Raw genomic sequence first — 23,840 nt, 5'->3', positions numbered from 1 at the left:
CTTCAGCGCCGATGGTAGTAGGGGGCTTCCCCCTGTGAGAGTAGGACGTCGCCGGGCAAAGGCCATCCCCTGTGGGGGATGGTTTTTTTGTGTTTGAAATTATTCCATTTGGAGGTAAAGCTATTCGATGATCATCTTTGCATTGCCTGTAAAGTTGACTTATTGTTGATTAATAACGATTAGGAAAGGCGATGATGAATATGGCTTCCGTTTATGACTTTTCAGTTGAAAGGCCAAATGGTACTTTGCAATCAATGAAGGACTACGAAGGGTTAGTTACCGTCATTGTTAATACAGCGAGTAAATGCGGATTTACGGAACAGTTTAAAGAGCTTCAAAAGCTTTACGAGGATTACCGTGACCAAGGATTTGTCGTTTTAGGCTTCCCTTCAGATAACTTCATGAATCAAGAATTCGATTCGATTGAAAAGACTTTATCGTTTTGTGAAAGGAATTATGGAGTCACTTTTCCGATGTTTAACAAGGTTGATGTTGTAGGAAGTAATTCTGCTCCGTTGTTTTCTTTTTTAGTAGAACAAAAGAAGGGACTGCTCACTGAGGGCATCAAATGGAACTTCACAAAGTTTCTTGTTGATAGGAAAGGCAACGTGGTAGATCGGTTTGCACCGCAAACTTCCCCGGATAAAATGCGAAGAGCAATTGAAAAGTTAATTCAGTGAATTTATGGAATTCATTTTCTTATTCCAGTCGCCTTGACACGTCCTATAAGCGCTGATAACCTTTTAATAATATTCAACTGCAGATAATGATATTAGAGGAGGAAACGAAATGTGGGAATCTAAATTCACTCGCGAAGGATTGACTTTCGACGATGTATTGCTTGTGCCGGGTGCTTCGGAGGTATTGCCAAAGGATGTAAATCTCTCGGTCCGTTTGACGGAGAAAATGACTTTGAACATTCCAATTATCAGTGCTGGCATGGATACGGTGACTGAGTCAAAAATGGCAATTGCAATGGCGCGTCAAGGCGGACTTGGTGTTATTCATAAAAATATGACTATCGAAGAGCAGGCAGAGCAAGTTGTAACGGTGAAACGCTCAGAGAATGGCGTTATTACAAATCCTTTCTTCCTCACTCCTGAACACCAAGTATTCGATGCGGAGCATTTAATGGGCAAGTATCGTATATCTGGCGTTCCAATCGTCAACAATATGGACGAGCAAAAACTTGTTGGTATTTTGACGAACCGCGATCTGCGATTCATCCAAGATTATTCGCTTATTATCAATGATGTGATGACGAAGGATAATTTAGTGACAGCTCCAGTCGGGACGACGTTGGAAGATGCTGAAAAGATTTTGCAGCAATATAAAATCGAGAAGCTGCCGATTGTCGATGAAAATGGAATCCTAAAAGGTCTTATTACAATTAAAGATATCGAAAAAGTGATTGAGTTCCCGAATGCTGCGAAAGACAGTCAAGGTCGTCTACTTGTCGGAGCAGCTGTTGGCGTAACATCCGATACGATGGTACGGGTTCAGAAACTCGTTGCTGCAGAAGTTGATGTCATCGTTATCGATACAGCGCACGGTCATTCGAAAGGTGTGCTCGATACGGTTGCACAAATCCGTAAAGAGTATCCGGAACTAGATATCATTGCGGGGAATGTAGCAACTGCGGAAGCGGCTGCAGCATTGTACGAAGCAGGCGCCGATGTTGTCAAAGTAGGAATTGGGCCAGGATCCATTTGTACGACACGCGTCGTTGCAGGCGTCGGTGTTCCTCAAATCACTGCAGTTTATGAATGTGCTTCTGAAGCACGTAAACAAGGAAAAACAATCATTGCAGACGGTGGAATAAAATACTCCGGCGATATCGTAAAAGCTTTGGCTGCGGGCGGACATGTCGTCATGCTAGGAAGCTTGCTAGCCGGAACGACTGAAAGCCCTGGAGATACGGAAATATTCCAAGGCAGACGTTTCAAAGTATACCGTGGCATGGGATCAGTGGGCGCAATGGAACATGGTTCCAAAGACCGTTACTTCCAAGAAGATGCGAAGAAGCTAGTGCCGGAAGGAATCGAAGGCCGTATGCCTTACAAAGGGCCACTTGCAGACACGATCCACCAACTCGTTGGCGGAATCCGGGCTGGCATGGGCTATTGCGGAACGAAAGACCTTCATGATTTGCGTGAAAAAGCACAGTTCATCCGCATGACTGGTGCAGGTCTTCGTGAAAGCCATCCGCACCAAGTGCATATTACGAAGGAAGCGCCAAACTACTCCATTTCATAATAAAGCAGTAGTTATAAATAGGGAACTTCAGCACCTTTCCACACGTCTTGATATGAGCGGAAAGGTGCTTTTTTAATCGAACCCCCTAATCGTGTTCATGATGTGTTAAAATATAAAGTGGAAAATTGCAATGACGGAGGTATATTGGTGAAACGGGAAATGAGAAAATGGGTTGCTTTGCTGATCATTCCATTTGTATTAATGATGACGTTCGGCACAGCGCCTGCACAAGCAGAATCGACACTTGGCATTCACGTGGATGGTGCCATTCTAATTGACGCGGATAGTGGAAAAATTTTATACGAAGAGAATGCAGATACACCACTCGGCATTGCAAGTATGTCAAAAATGATGACTGAATATATCTTATTTGAATCTATAAAAGAAGGTAAAATCAGTTGGGATCAAGAATACAAAGTAACTGATTACACATATGCGATCTCCCAGGACAGGCGTTTAAGCAACGTTCCGCTTCGTAAAGACGGCACGTATACGATCAGGGAGCTTTATGAAGCATTAGCAATTTATTCGGCGAATGCTGCCACAATCGCTATTGCTGAAACGATTGCAGGCACGGAAACAGAATTCTTGAAATTGATGGATGCTAAAGCGAAAGAACTTGGTTTGATTGATTATAAATTCGTCAATTCTACAGGTTTGAACAATGAATACTTACAAGGGATGCATCCGCAAGGGACTGGCGACAAAGACGAGAACGTCATGCCTGCCAAATCGGTTGCACGACTTGCATACCATTTGATGAAAGATTACCCGGAAGTTTTGGAAACGACGAAAATCAATTCGAAAATATTCCGTGAAGGAACATCGGATGCTATTAAGATGGACAACTGGAACTTTATGCTTCCAGGTTTCGTTTATGAATATGAAGGCGTTGACGGATTGAAGACAGGAACGACTGATTTCGCTGGCCATTGCTTTACAGGAACAGCGAAACGTGGCGATAAGCGGGTCATCGCTGTCGTCATGAAGGCTGTTGACGCAAATGGAGTCGGCTCGTATAAGGCAAGGTTCGATGCGACACGTGCATTGTTCGATTATGGTTTCAGCCAGTTTTCTGAAGAGGAACTTCTACCAGAAGGCTATCAATTCAAAAAGCAAAAGACATTGAATGTCCTAAAAGGGAAAGAGAAGACCGTTTCCATCGAAGTGAAAGAGCCAATCCAGGCGATGATCAAGTCGAATGAAAAGGATCTCTATGAGCCGAAACTTGTCCTCGATGAGTCGCTATTGAAAGATGGGTCACTCGAAGCGCCTATTAAAAAGGGAACAGTCGTCGGACATGTAGAGCTTGTTAAAAAAGAGGGCGATGATTACGGATTCATCGATTCGAAAAACCTCGGCATGGATGTCGTCGTCACGGATGACGTTGAAAAAGCCGGCTGGTTCTCATTGATGATGAGTGCAATCGGTGATTTCTTCTCCGGTATTTGGGATAGTGCAACTGGGTTTATAAAAGGTTTATTCAAATAAAATGAGGTGATGGGTCCGCTTAGGATCCATCACCTTTTTTCTATATTCCAAGCTTTCATCAGTCGCTCGACAGCCCATGTAATTCTGTCGTCTGCCAAGCCTCCGAAACCGATTAAGAAGGACGGCTGCGAACTCTTTGAAACTTTACTGTACTCATTCAAACCATAGACGCGAATGCCTTGCGTTAGAGCTGCCTTGGTTAATGAGTCCTCATTCTCATCTGTACGTACATTGATGAGGATGTGCATGCCTGCCTCGTCCCCTGAGAATGTAATCTTCGGCGCATATTGCTGCAAGGAATCGGTAAGCAACTGTAGTTTGCGTTTATATACCTTTCTCATCCGGTTTAAGTGACGGGCAAAATGGCCGTCCGCCATGAAACGTGCTAGCGTGTGCTGGTCAAGCCGCGGTACAGTCGATGAGTAGTGGATGAATGCCTCTTCGTAATGTTTGAGCAAAACAGGAGGAAGCACCATATAGGCAATCCGCAGTGATGGCATAAGAGATTTTGAAAAGGTGCTGACGTAGATAACGTTGCCTGCCTTATCCATTCCTTGCAGAGAAGGGATTGGGCGGCCGGTATAGCGGAATTCACTGTCGTAATCATCCTCTATGATAAAATTGCTGGCATGTGTTGCCGCCCAGTTCAACAAAGCTGTTCTACGGGCCGCAGAGAGTACTGTACCGGTCGGGAACTGATGGGATGGTGTCACATAAGCCACAGTTGCTTCCGACTGCTGGAGCGCCTGAACGTCCATTCCTTCCATGTCGACTGCAATCGGCACAGCCTCCCGGTTGTTATGGAAGAAGACGTGATGGGTGAGCGGATATCCCGGATCCTCAATGGCATACTTTGCTCTCGGTCCTAGAATTCGGATGAGCAATGGCATAAGCTGTTCCGTACCCGAGCCGACGATGATCTGGTCCGCGGAGCAATCGACCCCTCTCGAATGGTATAAATACTTCGCAATTTCTTGCCGAAGCTCTACATCTCCATGCGGATGACCTAATAGTAGAAGGTGCGACGACGATTCATCGATGGTATCTTTTGCGTATTTCCGCCACTGTGCAAAAGGGAATGACTCCGTATCGATCTTACCCGGTGAGAAGTCAATTTCAAGTTCTTTTCGTACCTCTTTTGCAGTAAACTTGAATTCCTCGGTGGGCTGTACATATGCCAATTCGCCGACTTCCTGTACAAAATAGCCTTTTCGCGGTTTGGATGTAATAAACCCTTCCGCCGCCAGCTGTCCATAAGCGATTTCAATCGTCGTCTGGCTGACATCGAGAAATTCACCGAGTTTCCGTTTTGAAGGCAGCTTTTCGCCTACAACGAGCTTCCCTTCGGTGATGTCATTGCGAATTTGTTGGTAAATTTGCTCGTAGAGAGGCGTTTCGCTATCTTTATTCAGTTCAATTAAGAGCATTTCCATGTGATGCACCTCGCCTAAAAAAGTTATCGGTCATTTCCCGATGGATATCAATCATTTCCCGGGATATATTGATCAATTCAAACTTGTTATTGATTATTTCCCGAGTTATATTGATCATTTCCCAAGATATATGGTCATTTTGTGACTATAGAACTATTTAATAAAAACAATCTGACCCCTTCATTTATCATCAAACTGAGTATTTCAATATGGTCATACTCTAGTATACTGAATGAAATGAAAAGGGGGAAGAGTTAATGGATTTTAAGTATGGCGGCGTAATTATGGATGTTATCAATGCAGAACAGGCAAAAGTAGCGGAGGCAGCAGGAGCAGTGGCAGTTATGGCGCTTGAACGCGTCCCATCGGATATCCGAGCAGCGGGCGGAGTTGCCCGGATGGCAGATCCGCGCATCGTTGAAGAAGTTCAAAAGGCAGTTTCGATTCCGGTTATGGCTAAAGTGCGGATTGGACATATTTCAGAAGCACGTGTGTTGGAGGCAATGGGTGTGGATTTCATAGATGAAAGTGAAGTGTTGACTCCGGCGGATGACGAGTTTCATTTATTGAAGAGCGATTATAAAGTGCCGTTCGTCTGCGGCGCTCGTAATCTAGGTGAAGCGGCGCGCCGTCTCGGAGAAGGAGCAAAGATGCTTCGTACGAAAGGTGAACCGGGAACGGGCAATATCGTTGAAGCGGTACGCCATCTACGTCAAGTGAATGCGCAAGTGAATCAAATCATTCATATGAATAATGATGAACTGATGGTAGCTGCGAGGGACTTGGCAGCGCCTTATGATGTGTTGCTCTCCATACGCGCAGCGAAGCGTTTACCGGTTACCAATTATGCAGCGGGCGGCGTAGCGACTCCTGCGGACGCTGCGCTGATGATGGAGCTTGGCGCAGACGGCGTATTCGTCGGTTCTGGTATTTTTAAATCCGACAACCCTGAACGCTTCGCGCGAGCGATTGTCATGGCAACGGAGGACTTCCGTAACTATGCATTGATCGGTGATTTATCTAAAGACATTGGCACGCCGATGAAAGGTCTAGAAATAAGTAAGTTAGCAGAAAGTGAATTAATGGCGGTACGTGGAGTTTGATGGGAAGATGTCCAGAGCATACGGTGTATGTTCTGGATTTTTTTATTGTTATGGATAGATGTTTTTGAAACATTTAATGAGGAAATAGCGTAGTAAAGATTAGAAGGCGTAAATGTAACAAGGAGGTGGGCGGGATGGCTGAAGCAATTTTTTTGTTCATCCTCTTCGTTCCAGTCAGCGTATTGACATTTTTGGCTCCACGGGAAATGATGTTATTTGGGAAACGGTGGCAATATGATGGGGAGCCTGAATTTTCAAAGGGAGCAATTCTTTATACGAAAATCACTTCTGCAATTGTTGCTGTAGTGTTCACATGGATCCTTGTTGTTAGTATAATCAATGCTTTTCGTTGAAAGGGAGTATGAAGTTGGTAGAGTTGCTGAAAGTATTCGATGAAGATTATAAGTATGTATGTGATGAAACGAGAGACATCATCCATAAGAAAGGCTTATGGCACGAGACATTCCATTGTTGGCTCGTAGATGAAGCAAATGTTTTTATTCAAAAAAGAAGCGCCACTAAAAATGATTTCCCAAGCTTGTATGATATTACAGCGGCGGGTCATTTATTGGCGGACGAGAATGTTATGGATGGAATCCGTGAAGTGGAGGAGGAGCTTGGCATACAAGTGGACCTTTCCAAGTTAAAGAGGATGGGGGCTGTTCGAGACGTCATTAGGCTGCCGGAATTCATTGACAAGGAATTTGCGAATGTTTTTCTTTATCAATCAACCTTCGCGCCGACTGATTTCACATTGCAACAGGAAGAAGTAGATAGCATTCACGCTGTTTCAATCGGAGATTTACAGGCACTCTTTAGGGGACAAGTTGAAAACATCGTTTGCTTAGACGGCAAACAAATGAGCTTGAATGATTTTGTTCCACATGAAACAGAATATTTTAACGCAATTGCGGATATGTTAAAGACGATAACTTCGTGAAACTTGCAAACAGTGGCTGTATGTAGTAAAGTGGTGTTAATTTCAAATTAAAGACGATGATGGGAAGCAGTAGCAAGCAAGTTTTTCAAAGAGAGCCGGCGGGTGGTGCGAGCCGGTAAAGACACTTGTGAATCCGTCCCTGAGTAGCTGGGCTGAACGAAGAGTAGGCCTTGCCGGACATTGAACCGTTATTTCAAAGAGTGGATCAGCTTTTTGCTGATCAATTTGGGTGGCAACGCGGGTAGTTCTCGTCCCTTGTATAGGGGATAGAGGGCTTTTTTTGTGTCTGAAAATAATCGTCACATTCAAAACTGAGGAGGAATCGGCTATGTTAGACATTAAATTGCTTCGTGCGAACTTCGATGAAGTAAAAGCTAAGCTTACGAAGCGCGGAGAAGACTTGACGGATTTGGATAAATTCGTCGGACTGGATGAAAAACGGAGAGAACTGATTGCGAAAGTGGAAGTGCTGAAAGCGGAGCGTAATGAAGTTTCGCAAAAAGTAGCGGAAATGAAGCGCAATAAGGAAAATGCGGATGACGTAATCGCACGCATGCGTGAAGTCGGAGATGAAATCAAAACGCTTGATGAGCAATTGCATCAAGTCGAAGAAGATTTGAATTACATTATGATGCGCATTCCGAACATTCCGCATGAATCAGTACCGGTCGGTGATAGCGAAGATGATAACGTCGAAGTCCGTACATGGGGCGAGAAGCCGGATTTCACTTTTGAACCGAAGCCGCATTGGGAAATTGGGACGGATTTGAACTTGCTCGATTTTGAACGTGCAGCAAAAGTGACGGGCAGCCGTTTTGTGTTTTATCGTGGACTAGGTGCGAGACTAGAGCGTGCGTTGATCAGCTTCATGCTCGATCTGCACGTAGAGGAGCATGGCTATGAGGAAATGCTACCGCCATATTTGGTAAACCGTACGAGCTTGACAGGTACAGGCCAATTGCCGAAATTCGAAGAGGATGCGTTCTTGATCGAGGAAGAGGATTATTTCTTAATTCCGACGTCTGAAGTTCCGGTGACGAACTATTACCGTGACGAAATTCTAGATGGTGCTCAATTGCCGATCGCTTATACTGCTTACAGCACGAACTTCCGTTCAGAAGCAGGATCTGCAGGTCGTGACACACGTGGCTTGATTCGCCAGCATCAGTTCAATAAAGTCGAGCTTGTCCGCTTTGTGAAGCCGGAAGAGTCCTACGATGAGTTGGAAAAATTGACAGGACACGCGGAGAAAGTATTGCAATTGCTTGGACTTCCATACCGCGTCCTAAAAATGTGCACAGCGGATCTAGGATTCACAGCAGCGAAGAAATACGATATTGAAGTATGGATTCCGACACAGGAAACATACCGTGAAATCTCTTCTTGCTCAAACTTCGAAGATTTCCAAGCGAGACGCGCTTCTATCCGTTTCCGTCGCGAGCAAGGTGCGAAACCTGAATTCGTTCATACGTTGAACGGAAGCGGTTTGGCAATTGGACGGACAGTTGCAGCTATCCTGGAAAACTTCCAGCAAGAAGACGGATCTGTCATCGTTCCAGAAGTACTGCGTCCTTACATGGGTGGAAAAGAAGTTATTCGATAAAAAGAAAAGCGATGCGACAGTCACTCGACTTCCCGCATCGCCTTTTTTTGTTCTTTTTTCTTTTCCCGCAATGACCGGAAAAAACTTGTCAGCATTGTTCCACATTCATCCGCAAGCACGCCTTCCGCCACTTCGCATTCATGATTGAAACGTGGGTCGTTCAGCAATCGGTACAATGAATCAACGCAGCCGCCTTTCGGATCACGTGCCCCATATACGACGCGTGGAATCCGTGATTGTAAAATTGCACCTGCACACATCGGGCATGGCTCGAGTGTTACATACAACGTCGTTTCTTCCAACCGCCAGCTGCCAATTGCACTGCATGCATCTTGTATGGCAGATAACTCTGCGTGTGTGACCGCATTCTGGGACGTTTCCCGTAAGTTATGCCCAGTGGCAATTATCTCCCCATCTTTCACGATGACTGCTCCAATCGGAACTTCGCCAAGCGTCTCGGCCTTTTTAGCTTCTTCTATCGCCAGTCGCATGAAGTGGCGGTCTGTTTCAAATACATCCATCTGTCATCTCTCCTTGCAACTAGTGTATCATCCTGCAAAGTGTCCTTGCCATTTTTCGACAACATCTATGTTTCAACACCCTATTATGATAAAATGAAGTGCAGAAATTGACGAATTAAAGGAGAGCATTTTATGTCTGTTCCGTTCATTACGGTAGAGGGGCCGATCGGCGTAGGCAAAACGACGTTGTCAAAAGCGATTGCAGAAGCGCAACGGTTCCATCAATTAAGCGAAATCGTGGATGAAAATCCATTTTTAAATAAATTTTACGAAGACATTGAGGAATGGAGCTTCCAAACTGAAATGTTCTTCCTATGCAACCGTTATAAACAGCTGAGCGATATTCAAAAGAAGTTTTTAAGCCAACAACAGCCCGTCGTGGCGGATTATCATATATTCAAGAACCTCATTTTTGCAAGGCGCTCACTTCCTGCGGATGAATATGCCAAGTACGAAGAGATTTACCATATATTAACGAAGGACATGCCTGTTCCGAATGTCATCATTTATTTACATGCAACACTTGATACGTTGATGAAGCGGATTGCACTGCGCGGGCGTGACTTCGAAAAGAATATCGATCCTTCCTATCTGCAAAGGCTGTCGGAGGATTATGAACAGTTCATCGCAGACTTTGAAGCTGCGCATCCGGACATCCCGGTCCTTCATTTTAACGGTGATGAAATGGACTTTGTCAATGACGAGCGGGATTTACAAGCGATTCTAAGCAAAGTCGATGAGACGATACGAAAAGGAGCAGTACAATGAACTTAAGAGAAAAATATGGGATTCCGAAAAATGCAGTCATCACGATTGCAGGAACAGTCGGAGCCGGTAAATCGACGATGACGAACGCACTCGCGCAAGCACTAGATTTTCGGACGTCTTTAGAAAACGTGGATAACAATCCATATCTAGACCGTTTTTACGATGACTTTGAAAAATGGAGCTTCCATTTGCAAATCTATTTTCTTGCGGAACGTTTCAAGGAACAGAAACGCATTTTTGAATACGGTGGCGGTTTCATCCAAGATCGTTCAATTTATGAAGACACTGGAATCTTCGCCAAGATGCATAAAGACAAAGGGACGATGGATCCGGTTGATTATGATACGTATACGAAGCTATTCGAGGCGATGGTCATGACTCCATATTTCCCGCATCCTGACCTGCTCGTCTATTTGGACGGACCGTTTGAGAAAATTATTGCGCGTATCCAAGAGAGAGGTCGCTCGATGGAACAGCAGACGCCGCTGTCCTATTGGGAAGAACTGCATGAACGCTATGTAAAGTGGATCGATTCCTTCAATGCTTGTCCTGTACTTCGGATTGATATTACAGATTACGATTTAAAAAGCAATCCACATGAGGTGGAAACGGTCGTTGAGCGGATTGGCAATATGCTGAATTTGTCTGCAGCCCTAAAAAAATAATAGAGACAGAAGCATCGTGAATGAATCATTTGCGGTGCTTCTTTCGTTTTTATTGAATAGAATCAAAATTCCCCTCAAACTTTGATATAGTGGGATGCCTAATGGCTGAAAAAGGGTATCTGACACTGTGAACAATGCAAGAAGGGTTGTCTATACTGGAGGGTTTTATTTGAATGCTGTCATGAACAGATTAAAAAAGATGACATATAAACAAATTCTACTTGTCTCTTTACTAGGACTTTGCTTTGCTGTCTCTATGTTTGTAGTTAACCATAATTATACATTTTACGGGCAGCCAATCGCAAAAGTCATTCAAACTGAAATCGCAGATGTATCTAACATTACGGATATGAATAATAACAAAGATCGTCTGTTCACACAGCACATCACTGCTGAAATAAAAAACGGAGAACATAGAGGACAGCTAATCCAACTAACGAATAAGTATTCCTCATCTGGAGCTTACGATCAACAATACCGTGTTGGAAATGGACTGTTCGTTTCGATTGAAGCGAATAAAGCGGGAGATTCCACGTTAACCGGAAGCATCATTAATGTAAAACGTGACCAATTCGTTGTGCTGATTGCTTGGATTTTTGTTTTTACGTTACTCATTGCAGGGAAGAAGCAAGGCTTGCTGTCAATTATAAGCTTAGCCGTAAACGCCACATTACTTTCATTTGCCTTGGATGTTTACATTTAAAAACCCATCGATCAGTTTAGTTTTGATATGCGCTGTTAGCGGGATTATATTCACTATTATTTCCTTGACAATCGTCAGCGGTTTGAATGAAAAGACCTACGCTGCCATACTGGCGACCTTGTTAGGGACATTCATATCCCTTGGCCTTGCGTATATTGTTATTTGGGCCTCTTCAGGAAATGGACTCCGCTACGAAGAAATGCAATTTTTGACGCGTCCGTACCATATGGTCTTTATGGCAGGATTGCTCATCGGATCGTTAGGTGCCGTAATGGATGTTGCGATTACGATGTCCTCTTCACTCTTTGCTTTATACGAACAAAATAACGATATATCCATGAAGGCACTGAAAGCCTCGGGTATTGATATAGGCAAGGATATTATGGGGACGATCACAAGCATTTTGTTTTTTGCTTATATTAGTGGGTCGATCCCAGTCATCATTTTATACTTAAAAAATGCATCCCTTCTGGGCTTCACCCTTTCCATGAATCTCTCACTAGAATTGGCCCGCGCTCTCGTCGGAGGAATTGGAATTGTATCGACGATTCCGATCGGTCTTTACACGACCCTTTATTTTGTGAATCGAAAGAGGGTGAAATCATGAATGTAATTGTTGTGCTAGCGCTCATTTTATTTGTACTCATGTTGATTGTCGGTGGAAAAAAAGGAGTCAGGTCTTTTATTTCCTTATTCTTGAATTTTGGCGTTATCATGTTCACGATTTTCCTGATGACAAATCCACAATGGAATCCCATAATCATAACGGTCATCGCATGTGTACTTATTAGCTGCATTAGCCTGTTTTTTATTAATGAAGTAAACAGTAAAACGATTGCCGCTTTTATTTCTACGATGGTCACAATTATGTTGTTGCTTTTCTTTATCATCATTGTGACAAAATATGCAATGATCCAAGGCTTTGGCGAGGAGGAAATAAATGAGCTAGGCATATTTTCACTTTTCATTGGCATTGATTTCACGAAACTTTTAGCTTCAGTAATTATTATGAGTACAATCGGTGCCATTATGGATGTGGCAATTTCAATGGCGGCTTCCATGCATGAAATCTTCAATAACAATCCATCAATCAGCAGGAGAGATTTATTTGCTTCAGGAATGAGAGTCGGGCGAGATATTTTAGGTGCGGATACGAATACATTGTTTTTCGTATTTTTCGGAGGCTATTTAGCATTGCTGTTATGGTTTAAAGATCTTCACTATTCCGTTGGGGGTATTCTCAACTCCAAAATATTCAGTGCCGAAATGATTTCGATTCTATGTGCCGGTATCGGAGTGGCACTGAGTCTTCTAATTGCGTCGGGCATCAATGCATATCTTTTAATTAGGAAAAGGGAAAAAGGGCAGGTATAGATGATATCGGGCAAATTCACCGATATTGCTCCAATCGAATAATATGTACTGACCCAAGTATGAATATTGGAGTGGTAGAGTGAACCAATATTATGGAATTGACTCGGCGTATCCGAAGTTTCCTATGAGCCCTTCACGACCTATCAATTGTTATAGCGGCGCTCAAGTGACATTATGGAATAAAAACCGGCTTCTCTGGGAGCAGCATGTCACGTGGACACGGATGGCTATCACTGCAATCGTTTTCCAAGTTCCGGATTTGAAATTTGTACTCGCACGCCTATTGCGAAATGCTACAGACATGGGAAATGCCTTGAGACCATATTATGGCGATAAAATTGCAGATGCGTATCGTGATCTTATCTCTGAACATTTGATGATTGCGGCAGATTTGGTGACCGCCGCTGTAAATGGAGATACGGAAAAGGCAGAGCAGAAAGAAGCGGAGTGGTACCGGAATGCAGACGAAATTGCAGAATTTCTGAATAGGATTAATCCATACATCGACAAAGAAGCGTTTCGGAAGATGATGTATTCCCATTTGGCTTTGACGAAGCTCGAAGCGGTATGTATGATCCAAAAGAATTTCGAATTGGAAGTGCAAGTGTTCGACCAAATTGAGGCAGAAGCGTTGATGATGGCGGATATGATTTCGGAGGGCATATTTAAGCAATTTCCTTACATGTTCGTACCTTAATGAAAATGAGCGGTGGATATTACGTTTAGTAAGCGTAAATATCCACTGCTTTTAGTTTACTAGTCATTATTCACGATTAATATCAACCAATCGTCAGTAAAGCATTTGTAGTTGTTTTCATCTAGAATAGAGACATCCATAAGTAAAGGAGCGGAAAAACATGCAATCAATCGCAGGAAAAGTGGCATTAATTACAGGAGCAGGCCGCGGAATCGGACGAGCAACAGCATTGGCATTTGCGAAAGAAGGTATTCACGTAGGTCTAGTTGGACGCACGCTTGAAAATTTACAACGAGTTGCAGAGGAACTTAAACAATATGACGTGAAGGTAGCATTCGCTGCGGCAGATGTGGCAGATTTAGACTCGATTGCATCAGCAGTCGAATCCATCCGTGGAGAGCTAGGTCCAATCGACATTTTAGTGAATAACGCTGGCATTTCAAAGTTCGGCAGCTTCATGGACTTAACGCCTGAAGAATGGACAAATATTATCGATGTCAACGTCAAAGGCGTGTACTACACAACACGCGCGGTATTGCCGGAAATGATCGAGCGGAACACAGGTGACATTATTAATATCTCATCAACGGCTGGTCAAAAAGGTGCACCAATCACAAGTGCATATTCGGCTTCAAAAGCCGCAGTGATCGGAATGAGTGAGTCATTAATGCTTGAAGTGCGCAAGAAAAATATTCGAGTGACAACATTGACGCCAAGTACGGTTGCAACGGATATGGCTGTTGAACTGAACTTGACAGACGGCAACCCTGAAAAAGTGATGCAAGCAGAAGATTTAGCGGACTTAATGGTTGCACAGCTAAAACTTCACCCTCGTGTCGTTTTAAAACATGCTGGACTCTGGTCAACGAATCCTTAATCGATTGAATTAATATAGAAAGACGCTATCCAGTGGATAGCGTCTTTTTGATCAGCATCTTCTTAAAACAAAAGAGCGGCTTTATTTTTATGATTGTACATACGACTTCACGAAAAACTCGTTATACAACTCTTTCAAACTCTTCGTTTCGTCCTGTACTTTTACCCCAAAAACAAGGCTGACTTCGGATGACCCTTGGTTAATCATTTCAATGTTGGTGCCGCTTCTCGCAATGGCTGTCGCAGCCCGTGCTGCCAAGCCGGTCGTATATTGCATGCCTTCACCTACAAGTACGATCATCGAGTAATCGTGCTCAACGATGACAGCATCCGGTTCCAATTCTTTCTGGATCCGCTCCACAATCCGTTCTTCCTTCTCTTTCGTCAGGAAGCGACTACGGATGATGATGGAAAGGTTGTCGATACCAGACGGCGTATGTTCGTACGAAATGCCTTCTTCCTCGAAAATCTGCAGAAGTCTGCGACCGAATCCAATTTCCAAGTTCATTAAATATTTATCGACGTAAATGGCGGTAAAGCCGCTGTCCGCAGCAATTCCGATAACTTGCTGCTCATTATAATCCCGTTCTTTGACGATCAACGTACCTGGTGCTTCAGGATTGTTTGTATTTTTGATACTTACAGGGATTGATTTCCGGAAAGCGGGGATGAGCGCTTCGTCATGAAAAACGGAGAAGCCTGCATAGGCGAGTTCCCGCATTTCACGATATGTCATCTTTTCGATCGCAACCGGGTTTTCGATCACAGTCGGATTGGCAGCAAATACCGAGTCGACATCTGTAAAGTTTTCATAGAGATCTGCCTTCACAGCTGCCGCAATGATAGAGCCGGTAATATCTGAGCCGCCTCGATTGAAAGTACGGAGTGTTCCGTCTTCTGTATAGCCAAAAAATCCCGGAAAAACAATAATTCCTCTTTCATCACGTAATTTTGCAAGCCGTTCATCCCCTTCAGGCAATGCCCGAACACGCTCCGGACGATCGTTTACGAGCAATCCGCCTTCTCTAGGGCTGACATACTTCGCATCAAACCCAATGTATTGGAAATAGGCGGCAATCAACTTTGCATTATTATCCTCGCCCGCAGCTTTCATCGTATCCATGAACAATAGGGAGTCATCTTTGTCGCGAGAAAGTCGTTCGCGTAAATCTTGATCTATCTTATGAATAATGTCACTGTCGAGTCCGAGACTTTCAGCAATCGAGCTATATCGACCGACGACTTCCAGCAGATCGGTTTCTGTTTCTTCATTTGCCAATGCCTTCTCACCAAGTCGGATCAGGAGGTCAGTCACTTTAATATCATCCGAAAAGCGTTTTCCAGGCGCTGAAACAACAACAATTTTACGGTCACTGTCGGAAGTTACAATATCGACTACTTTTCTAATTTGATCGGCAGTGGCAACGGAAGTGCCGCCGAATTTACATACCTTCATATTCATCAGATCCAATCTTTAATAAAATTACAATTCATGATATCTTGAACTTTAACATAAATGGGGTTGTTATTGAAAGTTTATTTCTCTATAATGTCCTTATGCGAAGAACGATTGTTTTTTCATAGTGTACATATAGTGAGGAGAATCGTCAAATATGATTAATGAAATCAATATCGGTTTACTTGGATTCGGTGTCGTAGGTGGCGGTGTAGCTGAAATCATACATAGGCACCAAGATGACTTGAACCATAAATTAGGTGTTCCTGTAAAGATAAAAAAAGTCCTCGTAAAAGATGCAACGAAAAAACGGGATACGGAACTGTCACCGGACATTTTCATTACAGATTTGGACGAAGTAATTGAAGATCCGTCAATCGATCTCGTCGTAGAAGTGATTGGAGGGACAAGTGAGGCAAAACAAGCGATTGAGAAGTCGCTTCGAGCAGGCAAAGGAGTCGTGACGGCGAATAAAGATGTCATGGCTCAATTCGGACATGAATTATTGAAGCTTGCGGATGAACATAAATGTGATTTGTTCTATGAAGCGAGCGTCGGTGGCGGCATACCGCTCATTCGAACGCTTGAAGACGGACTTGCATCCGACCGGATCCGTGCACTGACAGGCATCGTAAACGGAACGACGAACTTCATCCTGACGAAAATGAAACACGAAAAGAAAACGTATGAAGAAGCTTTGGCAGAAGCGACGGAGCTTGGCTACGCGGAAGCCGACCCATCAGCGGATGTCGATGGAATTGATGCGGCACGGAAAATGACAATCCTCGCGTCACTTGCCTTTTCAACAGATGTCAGCTTGGACGACGTCTTTGTGAGAGGAATGAAGGAAATCAAAGATGGCGACCTTGCATTGGCGGAACAGTTCGGCTTCACTGTGAAAATGGCTGGATTTGCGAAAAAGGATGACGATGGAATCGAAATTTCCGTAGAGCCGGTATTCATCCAAAACTCGCATCCGCTTGCCTCTGTCAATAATGAATTCAATGCCGTCTATGTATATGGGGACACCGTCGGGGAGACGATGTTCTATGGACCGGGAGCAGGTTCGTTGCCGACAGCGACTTCGGTAACAGGAGACATCGTCGCGGCGTGCCGTAATTTATTGCTCGGTGTAAACGGAAAAAGACTCCATGCACCGCAATATACGTATAAAGTAAAAAACGACAACCAAATCATCGGCCGCTATTTGCACAGAATCTCCGTCAAAGACGAAGTGGGCGTCCTGACAAAATTGGCATCGATCTACAGCAATCATGGAGCAAGCCTTGCAACCGTCGTCCAGCATGAAGGCGACAGTAATGGGGGCGTCGACTTGATTATGATTACACATAGCATTTCAAGGCAACAGCATTTAGACATCATGAATGAACTGCATAACACACCGGAAGTGAACGGTGTTGTGAGCTACTACCGAGTGGAGGGTGAAAACAGATGAGAAGATGGAATGGATTAATCGAAGAATACAAAGAATGGCTGCCGGTGACGGAGAATACGCCGGAACTGACATTACAAGAAGGAAACACACCGCTCATCCATTTGAAAAACCTCTCCGAACAATGGGGCATCAATCTTTACGTAAAGACAGAAGGGACAAACCCGACAGGCTCTTTCAAGGATCGCGGCATGGTGATGGCCGTCGCTAAAGCGAAAGAGGAAGGGAAAACCGCGCTCATTTGCGCATCCACGGGCAATACATCTGCTTCAGCAGCGGCGTACGGCGCACGCGCAGGGATGCGGACAATCGTTGTTATCCCGGAAGGACGGATTGCTCTTGGGAAATTGGCGCAGGCGAAAATGTACGGTGCGGAAATCGTGGCGATCGAAGGAAACTTCGACGAAGCGCTGCGAATGGTCCGTGAAGCGGGCGAAGGGAAAATTGCTCTTGTGAATTCAGTGAATCCATACCGGCTGGAAGGACAAAAGACGATTGCTTTCGAAACAATCGAGCAATTAGGGAAAGTACCTGATATATTTGCGTTGCCAGTCGGAAATGCAGGGAATATTTCTGCTGCTTGGAAAGGCTTTAAGGAATATGACGAGAAAAAAGGTTCAGGTACGCCGAAGTTATTAGGCGTACAAGCGGATGGAGCAGCTCCAATTGTTTACGACCATGTATTCGAAGAACCTGAAACTGTTGCAACAGCCATCCGGATCGGGAATCCCGCAAGCTGGCATTTGGCGACAGCGGCTCTTGAAGAGTCAGACGGGGCGATTCTTTCCGCAACGGACGAGGAGATATTGGAAGCCTACCGTCTTTTAGCTTCGACGGACGGTATTTTTGCAGAGCCTGCCTCCTGTGCAACGATTGCAGGCATTAAGAAACAACTCGATGCAGGTCTGATCGAGAAAGGGACGACGATTGTAGGTGTGCTGACAGGAAACGGACTGAAGGATCCTGAAACAGCGATTATAGTAAATGAAGGGCAACCATTCCTCTCCAGGGAGCAGTTCGATGCATTTTTGAATGATGTAAAGGCAGGGGCAAACTGATGGAGGCACCATTATTCACGGTCGTCGTCCCAGCTACGACAGCGAATTTGGGACCAGGGTACGACAGTGTCGGGATGGCGCTTTCCTTGTATATGACCGTCGAGGTAAAAGAGGCACTGAAATGGAATGTCCATTACGAGGGAGAAGAATATGCCGGTTTGGCGACTGACGACACGAATTTAATCGTCCGAACGATTCAAGACGTGGCGGGAAGGCATGGCAAGGAAGTTCGTCCACACACTTTGCGCGTCATTTCCGATATTCCTCTCGGTAAAGGACTCGGCAGCAGCGCAACAGCCATCGCTGCCGGAATTGAAATTGCTAACGAGCTGCTCGATCTATCATTGTCACCGAAAGAGAAAGTAGCAATCGGCAGTGAAATTGAAGGCCATTCAGATAATGTAGCCGCTGCCCTTTTAGGAGGCGTGACAGTCGCCTATTTCATAGAAAATGAATTAGAAGTCGTCCAACTGCCGCAGCCGATAATCGGTGTAATCATTCTCGTTCCGCCGAATGCGTTGAAGACTTCGGAGTCTAGAGGGTTTCTTCCCCAGGAGCTGCCTCATTCAGTGGCGTCTGCGGGGAATGCCGCGAGCAACGTCATGCTGACCGCCATGGCGCTTGGGGATTGGGAGTTGGCCGGCAAGATGATGGAGAAGGACATTTTCCATGAACAATACCGAAAACCGTTGCTGCAAGACTTTGATCAAATACGTGATTTTTGTCATGGATTAGGAGCATACGGGACGACAATCAGCGGAGCAGGTCCTTCCTTGTTTGTGGCAGTGAAGGAAGGGAAGCAGGAGGAAATTGCGAAGCAGCTGGAAAAGGAATTCCCATATTACAGAGCGATTGCAATCACACCATCTCCTATCGGTTCCACAATACAAAAAGATGCCTAGCCAATGTGTGGCCGGGCATCTTTTTTAGATAAAAAAAATCCATTACATTTAATGTAACAGACTTCTCCAACTTATGCGCTTTTTTAAAATGGATGGCGGAGGAAGAGGGATTCGAACCCCCGCGGGCTTTAACACCCCTGTCGGTTTTCAAGACCGATCCCTTCAGCCGGACTTGGGTATTCCTCCGTATCAACAAAACATAATTTATCATGTTTTAATATAAGGTGTCAACTACTTATCTGTACCTCATTTAAGAAAATATATTCAGGGAAATCTGTCTACTTTCTTTGTTTTTATAGACACATTAAAAAAACAAATTTCAAAGAAACACGAATAAACGCCTGAGATTTTATTCGAAATAATAGAAGTTTCGGTATCCATCTGAATAAGCTTCCTTTCCTATTTCTGTGAGGACGGGTTGATTTCATCCATAAAAACATGTATACTAATAAAGCCGTGCTAGGTGGGGAGGTAGCGGTGCCCTGTAACTTGCAAGCCGCTCTAGCAAGACTGAATTCCTTTCCCGAGGCTGTTCGCATGTAGGGTCTGCCTCTTGCACGTAGTGTTGACGTCTGGGTCCTGCGCAATGGGAACCCATGAACCATGTCAGGTCCGGAAGGAAGCAGCATTAAGTGGTATTTCTCATGTGCCGCGGGGCAGCCTAGGCTGAGCTGTCGACAGGAGTAACGCTTATGTGCGGCAGTCGAAGGAAGGTGCACGGCATTACATATTCAAATTCAACTCGTCCGTTTATCGGGCGAGTTTTTTTATGTATCTATGTTATAATAAAAGTACTATTGCTTCGAAAAGGAAAGGAGGGGGAATGGTGGTTTATCAAGCTTTTTATCGTGTCTACCGCCCGCAGTCCTTCAGCGAAATGTCCGGCCAGCGACACGTAAAGCAAACATTGCAAAACGCCTTGCTGCACAATAAAACGTCCCATGCCTATCTGTTTTCAGGACCGAGGGGGACGGGAAAGACGAGCGCTGCAAAGGTATTTGCGAAGGCATTGAATTGTGAGAACGGCCCCGCAAGTGAGCCGTGCAATGAATGTCCAACATGCATTAGCGTGACAGAAGGGTCGAATACAGACGTTATCGAATTCGACGCCGCTTCGAACTCCCGAGTGGAAGAAATACGGGATATTATCGAGAAAGTAAGATTCGCCCCATCGAATGCTCGCTTTAAAGTCTATATTATCGATGAAGTGCATATGTTATCCAATTCAGCGTTCAACGCACTGTTAAAGACGTTGGAAGAGCCGCCGGCGCATGCGGTTTTCATCTTGGCAACGACAGAGCCCCATAAGCTTCCGTTAACCATCATTTCCCGATGTCAGCGTTTCGATTTCAAACCGATCACTTCAGCTGAAATTGTAGATCGGATGAAACAAGTGTTGGACGATGCCGGTATCGACGCGGATGAAGGGGCATTGAAGGTCATTGCGCAGGCTGCTTCAGGCGGAATGCGTGATGCACTCAGCATGCTTGACCAAGTCGTGTCTTTCAGCGGTGAACGTCTGACAGCGGAAAGTGCACTGCTCGTTACGGGATCGATCGGGGAAGATATTTTCTATCAATTAGCGGAAGCACTGCTGTCAAAAGACGCCGCAGCCGCATTGACAATGCTCGATCAACTCATTGCCGAGGGGAAGGATGTATCGCGCCTGGCAGAGGACCTTATAACATTTTTCAGGGATCTCCTTCTATTGAGAACCGCTCCGGATTTAATCAACCTGCTTGAATTGATTTCAGGGGATGAACGATTCGTATCCATGTCCAACGCATTCGAACCGGAAACTCTCTATTCATTCATAGATATCCTTTCGAAGACACAACAGGAAATGCGTTTTTCAAACCATGCGAAAGTGTATGTGGAATCAGCATTGCTAAAAATGATCCATCTGGAAGGGCCGGCTGTACAAGCTGCGGGCAATCAAGCGGCCGATCCTCACCTCGCGCAAAAGGTGGAGAGCCTGGAACGGCTCATTGCAGACCTCCAGCAACAGCTTGCCAATGGGATTCGTCCCGCGGAAGGCGCACCGGCTGCTGCACAGCCAAAAAGAAATGCTTCTAAATCATCCCAAGCATTCAGAATACCGACTGGAAAGATAAATGAAGTTCTGAAAAATGCCACCCGTCAAGACATTCAAGTGATTCGGGAAGAGTGGGCGACAATGATGCAGACATTGCAAAGATCCCACTCGGCACTCCTTGAAGAAACTGAACCTGTAGCGGCATCTGACAACGCTTTTGTGTTAAAATTCAAGTATGAAATCCATTGCCTCATGGCATCGGAAAATTCCTCGCTTAGATCTGGCCTATCGGAAGCCCTCCGCACACGTACCGGCAAAGCATATGATGTCGTGTATGTTCCGGAGGACGGTTGGCTAAAGGTTAGAGAGGAGTTTATCCGGAATAATGGTTTGACGAAGCAACAGGATAATACGGACGAGACAGCAGGCGAGGAGAAGGATGGAGCGGAGGAACTCCCTTCATTCGTTCAGGAAGCCGAGCAGTTGAATGATGATCCGATTGTTGCGGAAGCGGAAAGAATGTTTGGCAAGGAATTCATAAAAGTACATGATGATTAAACAAAATTGAGGAGGAAATCACTATGCGTGGTATGGGAAATATGCAAGGCATGATGAAGCAAATGCAGAAAATGCAAAAGAAAATGGCGGAAGCCCAAGAAGAACTAGGTGAAAAGCGTCTTGAAGGAACAGCGGGAGGCGGCATGGTGAAAGTTGTCGTTTCAGGCCATAAGGAAGTGCTTGAAGTTGTCATCGATCCATCAGTCGTCGATCCGGAGGACGTGGAAATGCTGCAGGACCTTGTTGTGATTGCTACAAATGAAGCGATGAAGCAAGCTGAAGAACTAACGAACTCCACAATGGGGCAATTCACGAAAGGATTGAACCTGCCTGGAATGTTCTAGGAGGAAAAGACATGCATTATCCTGAACCGATATCGAAACTGATCGATAGTTTCATGAAACTGCCAGGCATCGGCCCGAAAACAGCGGGTCGTCTGGCGTTTTTTGTATTAAGTATGAAAGAAGATACAGTTCTAGACTTCGCCAAGGCGCTCGTCGATGCAAAACGGAATTTGCGTTTCTGCTCAGTCTGCGGGCATATAACCGATATAGATCCATGTCAGATATGCCAGGACCAATCTCGTAACAGGTCTATGATCTGCGTCGTCCAAGATCCAAAAGATGTGATTGCCATGGAAAAGATGAGGGATTACAACGGTCTATACCACGTCCTGCATGGTGCAATTTCTCCGATGGACGGTGTTGGGCCTGAAGATATCAATGTCCCTTCCTTATTGACCAGGCTTCAAGATGAAGAAGTGGAAGAATTGATCTTAGCGACAAACCCGACAATCGAAGGGGAAGCGACAGCAATGTATATTTCGAGACTAGTAAAACCGTCAGGCATAACGACTACGAGAATTGCACATGGCCTTCCTGTCGGAGGAGATTTAGAATATGCGGATGAAGTGACACTATCGAAAGCACTTGAAGGACGCAGAGAATTATAGGAGGTCAACGTCGATGTTTGGCCGAAAGAGAAAATTAAAAAGGGAATTCGATGCCCAGCTTTACAACTTGCTTCTCGAAACAAAGGAAGAGTGGGAGCGGGCGAGGGAAATTGAGAAGTATTTGAATGACTATGATCAAGAAGTGATGGTACGAAGAAAGATAGCTGAAAGTAAGTACTTTCATTTATTCAAAGAAGCAAAGGAACGCCAGCTTCGCATAGATCGCGGATGAGCCTTAGCGAATTGGGAGCTGGACGAACGTGATAATTTACTAGGAAAGCGCATAGAGTGGACTATTAGTCGAAAGGAGCGCTTTCCATGAAATTTATCGGCATCGCCACCATCGGAGCTATTCTATTACTACTATTGATGATGGATAAAAAGCAATTGAAGAAATTGTCCGAGCGTCTATCTGTATTTTGGTTCCGTTTGGCTTTCGCATTTCTTGCACTCTTTATCTTGAATATTGTCGGCGGCTTTATTGGAATCTATTTTCCGGTGAATATTGCATCCGGCCTCCTTTTAGCCGTATTGGGAATACCAGGCTTCGCTGCGTTATTCGCGTTTGCGGTTTTTCTATGATGAATGTCTCTTCTATATATAGAAGGGGCATTTTTTATGTGGGGGAATAAAATATAAATTATTGCCATCCGGCGCTTGAACTACAAGGAGCTGCAATTGCCCAACAAGCTAGTAAAGCACAAAAGGATATCTAACTTTAGTAAGGGTTGACTCTTCAATACCCTTTATAGAAGTTGATTGGTAAATGACTAGATGTCAAAAGAAATTGTTTTTTTAATAGGTATTGCGCTTATGAAGAGGAGATGTTATATTAATATCCTCGCGTTTCCGATAAATGAATAACTACTTCAAAACAGCTTAAAAGTTTTTGAAAAAAGTTGTTGACAAAGGAATTGCGAAGATGGTATTATATAAGAGTTGCTTCTGACGAAGCGGCGCACAATGAACCTTGAAAACTGAACAGCAAAACGTCAA

The 23,840-nt window shown here is 44.6% G+C and carries 23 protein-coding genes, 1 tRNA gene, 1 other RNA gene, 1 pseudogene and 1 other annotated feature; of the genes and pseudogenes, 22 read left to right on the top strand and 4 right to left on the bottom strand.

Annotated features, from left to right (window positions below; genetic code table 11):
• The first annotated feature begins 200 nt into the window (after positions 1–200).
• The 3 genes from ACTHPA_RS18235 to ACTHPA_RS18225 all read left to right on the top strand — a co-directional run bounded on the left by ACTHPA_RS18235 (position 201) and on the right by ACTHPA_RS18225 (position 3,747).
• Positions 201–680 (top strand): glutathione peroxidase, encoded by a 480-nt coding sequence (locus ACTHPA_RS18235; protein WP_440502352.1) that lies wholly within the window; start codon positions 201–203, stop codon positions 678–680.
• Positions 681–789: 109 nt separating this feature from the next.
• Complete coding sequence (guaB, locus tag ACTHPA_RS18230) at positions 790–2,256, top strand: IMP dehydrogenase (RefSeq protein ID WP_440502350.1); 1,467 nt, start codon at positions 790–792, stop codon at positions 2,254–2,256.
• Positions 2,257–2,403: 147 nt separating this feature from the next.
• A complete protein-coding gene (locus ACTHPA_RS18225; protein WP_440502348.1) occupies positions 2,404–3,747 on the top strand; it encodes a serine hydrolase in 1,344 nt (447 codons plus the stop codon).
• Positions 3,748–3,776: 29 nt separating this feature from the next.
• On the opposite strand, the gene pdxR is transcribed toward ACTHPA_RS18225, so the two are convergent.
• Complete coding sequence (gene pdxR / locus ACTHPA_RS18220; protein ID WP_440502346.1) at positions 3,777–5,180, bottom strand: MocR-like pyridoxine biosynthesis transcription factor PdxR; 1,404 nt, start codon at positions 5,178–5,180, stop codon at positions 3,777–3,779.
• 257 nt (positions 5,181–5,437) lie between these two features.
• Between pdxR and pdxS the strand changes: the two genes are divergently transcribed.
• The 4 genes from pdxS to serS all read left to right on the top strand — a co-directional run bounded on the left by pdxS (position 5,438) and on the right by serS (position 8,826).
• The gene (pdxS, locus tag ACTHPA_RS18215; RefSeq protein ID WP_440502344.1) at positions 5,438–6,283 is read left to right on the top strand and encodes a pyridoxal 5'-phosphate synthase lyase subunit PdxS; all 846 of its coding nucleotides are present in this window, start codon (positions 5,438–5,440) and stop codon (positions 6,281–6,283) included.
• Positions 6,284–6,417: 134 nt separating this feature from the next.
• The gene (locus ACTHPA_RS18210; RefSeq protein WP_440502342.1) at positions 6,418–6,636 is read left to right on the top strand and encodes a hypothetical protein; all 219 of its coding nucleotides are present in this window, start codon (positions 6,418–6,420) and stop codon (positions 6,634–6,636) included.
• Between the two features lie 14 nt (positions 6,637–6,650).
• Complete coding sequence (locus tag ACTHPA_RS18205; protein ID WP_440502340.1) at positions 6,651–7,223, top strand: NUDIX hydrolase; 573 nt, start codon at positions 6,651–6,653, stop codon at positions 7,221–7,223.
• A 47-nt stretch (positions 7,224–7,270) separates the two neighbouring features.
• Positions 7,271–7,482 (top strand) — a binding site (T-box leader).
• Between the two features lie 69 nt (positions 7,483–7,551).
• Complete coding sequence (gene serS / locus ACTHPA_RS18200) at positions 7,552–8,826, top strand: serine--tRNA ligase (protein ID WP_440502338.1); 1,275 nt, start codon at positions 7,552–7,554, stop codon at positions 8,824–8,826.
• 20 nt (positions 8,827–8,846) lie between these two features.
• On the opposite strand, the gene tadA is transcribed toward serS, so the two are convergent.
• On the bottom strand, positions 8,847–9,347 hold the full coding sequence (tadA, locus tag ACTHPA_RS18195; RefSeq protein ID WP_440502336.1) for a tRNA adenosine(34) deaminase TadA: 501 nt from the start codon (positions 9,345–9,347) through the stop codon (positions 8,847–8,849).
• A 132-nt stretch (positions 9,348–9,479) separates the two neighbouring features.
• On the opposite strand from tadA, the gene ACTHPA_RS18190 reads away from it, so the two are divergent.
• The 6 genes and pseudogenes from ACTHPA_RS18190 (at position 9,480) to ACTHPA_RS18165 (ending at position 14,431) form a co-directional block, all read left to right on the top strand.
• Complete coding sequence (locus ACTHPA_RS18190; protein ID WP_440502334.1) at positions 9,480–10,115, top strand: deoxynucleoside kinase; 636 nt, start codon at positions 9,480–9,482, stop codon at positions 10,113–10,115.
• Complete coding sequence (locus ACTHPA_RS18185; protein WP_440502332.1) at positions 10,112–10,780, top strand: deoxynucleoside kinase; 669 nt, start codon at positions 10,112–10,114, stop codon at positions 10,778–10,780. The genes ACTHPA_RS18190 and ACTHPA_RS18185 overlap by 4 nt, the downstream gene beginning before the upstream one ends.
• 169 nt (positions 10,781–10,949) lie before the next feature.
• A pseudogene (locus tag ACTHPA_RS18180) lies at positions 10,950–12,090 on the top strand (YibE/F family protein).
• The gene (locus ACTHPA_RS18175; protein ID WP_440502330.1) at positions 12,087–12,857 is read left to right on the top strand and encodes a YibE/F family protein; all 771 of its coding nucleotides are present in this window, start codon (positions 12,087–12,089) and stop codon (positions 12,855–12,857) included. Before ACTHPA_RS18180 ends, ACTHPA_RS18175 begins: the two are co-directional and overlap by 4 nt.
• A gap of 124 nt (positions 12,858–12,981) precedes the next feature.
• The gene (locus ACTHPA_RS18170; protein ID WP_440502353.1) at positions 12,982–13,554 is read left to right on the top strand and encodes an acetylglutamate kinase; all 573 of its coding nucleotides are present in this window, start codon (positions 12,982–12,984) and stop codon (positions 13,552–13,554) included.
• Positions 13,555–13,714: 160 nt separating this feature from the next.
• A complete protein-coding gene (locus tag ACTHPA_RS18165; protein ID WP_440502328.1) occupies positions 13,715–14,431 on the top strand; it encodes a 3-ketoacyl-ACP reductase in 717 nt (238 codons plus the stop codon).
• An 87-nt stretch (positions 14,432–14,518) separates the two neighbouring features.
• Here ACTHPA_RS18165 and ACTHPA_RS18160 read toward each other — a convergent pair whose 3' ends face one another.
• Positions 14,519–15,886 carry an aspartate kinase gene (locus ACTHPA_RS18160; RefSeq protein WP_440502326.1) on the bottom strand — a complete coding sequence of 456 codons (1,368 nt, stop codon included), beginning with the start codon at positions 15,884–15,886 and terminating at the stop codon, positions 14,519–14,521.
• A 157-nt stretch (positions 15,887–16,043) separates the two neighbouring features.
• Here ACTHPA_RS18160 and ACTHPA_RS18155 point away from each other — a divergent pair, with 157 nt between their 5' ends.
• Genes ACTHPA_RS18155 through thrB form a run of 3 tightly spaced genes read left to right on the top strand, consistent with a single transcriptional unit; the run spans position 16,044 to position 19,299 of the window.
• Positions 16,044–17,342, top strand: a complete 1,299-nt coding sequence (locus ACTHPA_RS18155; protein WP_440502325.1) for a homoserine dehydrogenase — start codon at positions 16,044–16,046, stop codon at positions 17,340–17,342.
• Positions 17,339–18,397 (top strand): threonine synthase, encoded by a 1,059-nt coding sequence (gene thrC, locus ACTHPA_RS18150; protein ID WP_440502323.1) that lies wholly within the window; start codon positions 17,339–17,341, stop codon positions 18,395–18,397. The genes ACTHPA_RS18155 and thrC overlap by 4 nt, the downstream gene beginning before the upstream one ends.
• Entirely contained in the window at positions 18,397–19,299 is a 903-nt protein-coding gene (gene thrB, locus ACTHPA_RS18145; RefSeq protein ID WP_440502321.1) for a homoserine kinase, read from the top strand. Before thrC ends, thrB begins: the two co-directional genes overlap by 1 nt.
• A gap of 93 nt (positions 19,300–19,392) precedes the next feature.
• Here thrB and ACTHPA_RS18140 read toward each other — a convergent pair.
• Positions 19,393–19,485: transfer RNA gene (locus ACTHPA_RS18140), tRNA-Ser, on the bottom strand.
• A 268-nt stretch (positions 19,486–19,753) separates the two neighbouring features.
• Between ACTHPA_RS18140 and ffs the strand changes: the two genes are divergently transcribed.
• The 6 genes from ffs (at position 19,754) to ACTHPA_RS18110 (ending at position 23,426) form a co-directional block, all read left to right on the top strand.
• Positions 19,754–20,020: signal recognition particle sRNA large type (ffs, locus tag ACTHPA_RS18135), an RNA gene on the top strand.
• Positions 20,021–20,125: 105 nt separating this feature from the next.
• Positions 20,126–21,892: a DNA polymerase III subunit gamma/tau gene (gene dnaX / locus ACTHPA_RS18130; protein WP_440502319.1), complete on the top strand. Its 1,767-nt coding sequence runs from the start codon at positions 20,126–20,128 to the stop codon at positions 21,890–21,892.
• A gap of 23 nt (positions 21,893–21,915) precedes the next feature.
• A complete protein-coding gene (locus ACTHPA_RS18125) occupies positions 21,916–22,236 on the top strand; it encodes a YbaB/EbfC family nucleoid-associated protein (RefSeq protein WP_239433651.1) in 321 nt (106 codons plus the stop codon).
• Between the two features lie 11 nt (positions 22,237–22,247).
• Complete coding sequence (recR, locus tag ACTHPA_RS18120) at positions 22,248–22,844, top strand: recombination mediator RecR (RefSeq protein ID WP_440502316.1); 597 nt, start codon at positions 22,248–22,250, stop codon at positions 22,842–22,844.
• 13 nt (positions 22,845–22,857) lie between these two features.
• A complete protein-coding gene (locus ACTHPA_RS18115; protein ID WP_440502314.1) occupies positions 22,858–23,076 on the top strand; it encodes a YaaL family protein in 219 nt (72 codons plus the stop codon).
• Between the two features lie 86 nt (positions 23,077–23,162).
• Entirely contained in the window at positions 23,163–23,426 is a 264-nt protein-coding gene (locus tag ACTHPA_RS18110) for a pro-sigmaK processing inhibitor BofA family protein (RefSeq protein ID WP_440502312.1), read from the top strand.
• Positions 23,427–23,840: the final 414 nt, after the last annotated feature.

Origin of the sequence: Sporosarcina sp. SAFN-015 (genome assembly GCF_051966875.1) — a bacterium.
Lineage (GTDB): Bacteria > Bacillota > Bacilli > Bacillales_A > Planococcaceae > Sporosarcina.
This window is presented reverse-complemented; position numbering and strand designations above follow the sequence as displayed.

Coding starts and splice junctions, on each gene's coding strand:
- ACTHPA_RS18190 (WP_440502334.1), top strand. CDS start 9,480: ATGTCTGTTCCGTTCATTACGGTAGAGGGGCCGATCGGCGTAGGCAAA.
- ACTHPA_RS18115 (WP_440502314.1), top strand. CDS start 22,858: ATGTTTGGCCGAAAGAGAAAATTAAAAAGGGAATTCGATGCCCAGCTT.
- serS (WP_440502338.1), top strand. CDS start 7,552: ATGTTAGACATTAAATTGCTTCGTGCGAACTTCGATGAAGTAAAAGCT.
- ACTHPA_RS18235 (WP_440502352.1), top strand. CDS start 201: ATGGCTTCCGTTTATGACTTTTCAGTTGAAAGGCCAAATGGTACTTTG.
- ACTHPA_RS18125 (WP_239433651.1), top strand. CDS start 21,916: ATGCGTGGTATGGGAAATATGCAAGGCATGATGAAGCAAATGCAGAAA.
- ACTHPA_RS18185 (WP_440502332.1), top strand. CDS start 10,112: ATGAACTTAAGAGAAAAATATGGGATTCCGAAAAATGCAGTCATCACG.
- thrB (WP_440502321.1), top strand. CDS start 18,397: ATGGAGGCACCATTATTCACGGTCGTCGTCCCAGCTACGACAGCGAAT.
- tadA (WP_440502336.1), bottom strand. CDS start 9,347: ATGGATGTATTTGAAACAGACCGCCACTTCATGCGACTGGCGATAGAA.
- ACTHPA_RS18170 (WP_440502353.1), top strand. CDS start 12,982: ATGAGCCCTTCACGACCTATCAATTGTTATAGCGGCGCTCAAGTGACA.
- ACTHPA_RS18110 (WP_440502312.1), top strand. CDS start 23,163: ATGAAATTTATCGGCATCGCCACCATCGGAGCTATTCTATTACTACTA.
- ACTHPA_RS18175 (WP_440502330.1), top strand. CDS start 12,087: ATGAATGTAATTGTTGTGCTAGCGCTCATTTTATTTGTACTCATGTTG.
- ACTHPA_RS18155 (WP_440502325.1), top strand. CDS start 16,044: ATGATTAATGAAATCAATATCGGTTTACTTGGATTCGGTGTCGTAGGT.
- pdxR (WP_440502346.1), bottom strand. CDS start 5,180: ATGGAAATGCTCTTAATTGAACTGAATAAAGATAGCGAAACGCCTCTC.
- ACTHPA_RS18210 (WP_440502342.1), top strand. CDS start 6,418: ATGGCTGAAGCAATTTTTTTGTTCATCCTCTTCGTTCCAGTCAGCGTA.
- ACTHPA_RS18165 (WP_440502328.1), top strand. CDS start 13,715: ATGCAATCAATCGCAGGAAAAGTGGCATTAATTACAGGAGCAGGCCGC.
- recR (WP_440502316.1), top strand. CDS start 22,248: ATGCATTATCCTGAACCGATATCGAAACTGATCGATAGTTTCATGAAA.
- pdxS (WP_440502344.1), top strand. CDS start 5,438: ATGGATTTTAAGTATGGCGGCGTAATTATGGATGTTATCAATGCAGAA.
- thrC (WP_440502323.1), top strand. CDS start 17,339: ATGAGAAGATGGAATGGATTAATCGAAGAATACAAAGAATGGCTGCCG.
- guaB (WP_440502350.1), top strand. CDS start 790: ATGTGGGAATCTAAATTCACTCGCGAAGGATTGACTTTCGACGATGTA.
- ACTHPA_RS18160 (WP_440502326.1), bottom strand. CDS start 15,886: ATGAAGGTATGTAAATTCGGCGGCACTTCCGTTGCCACTGCCGATCAA.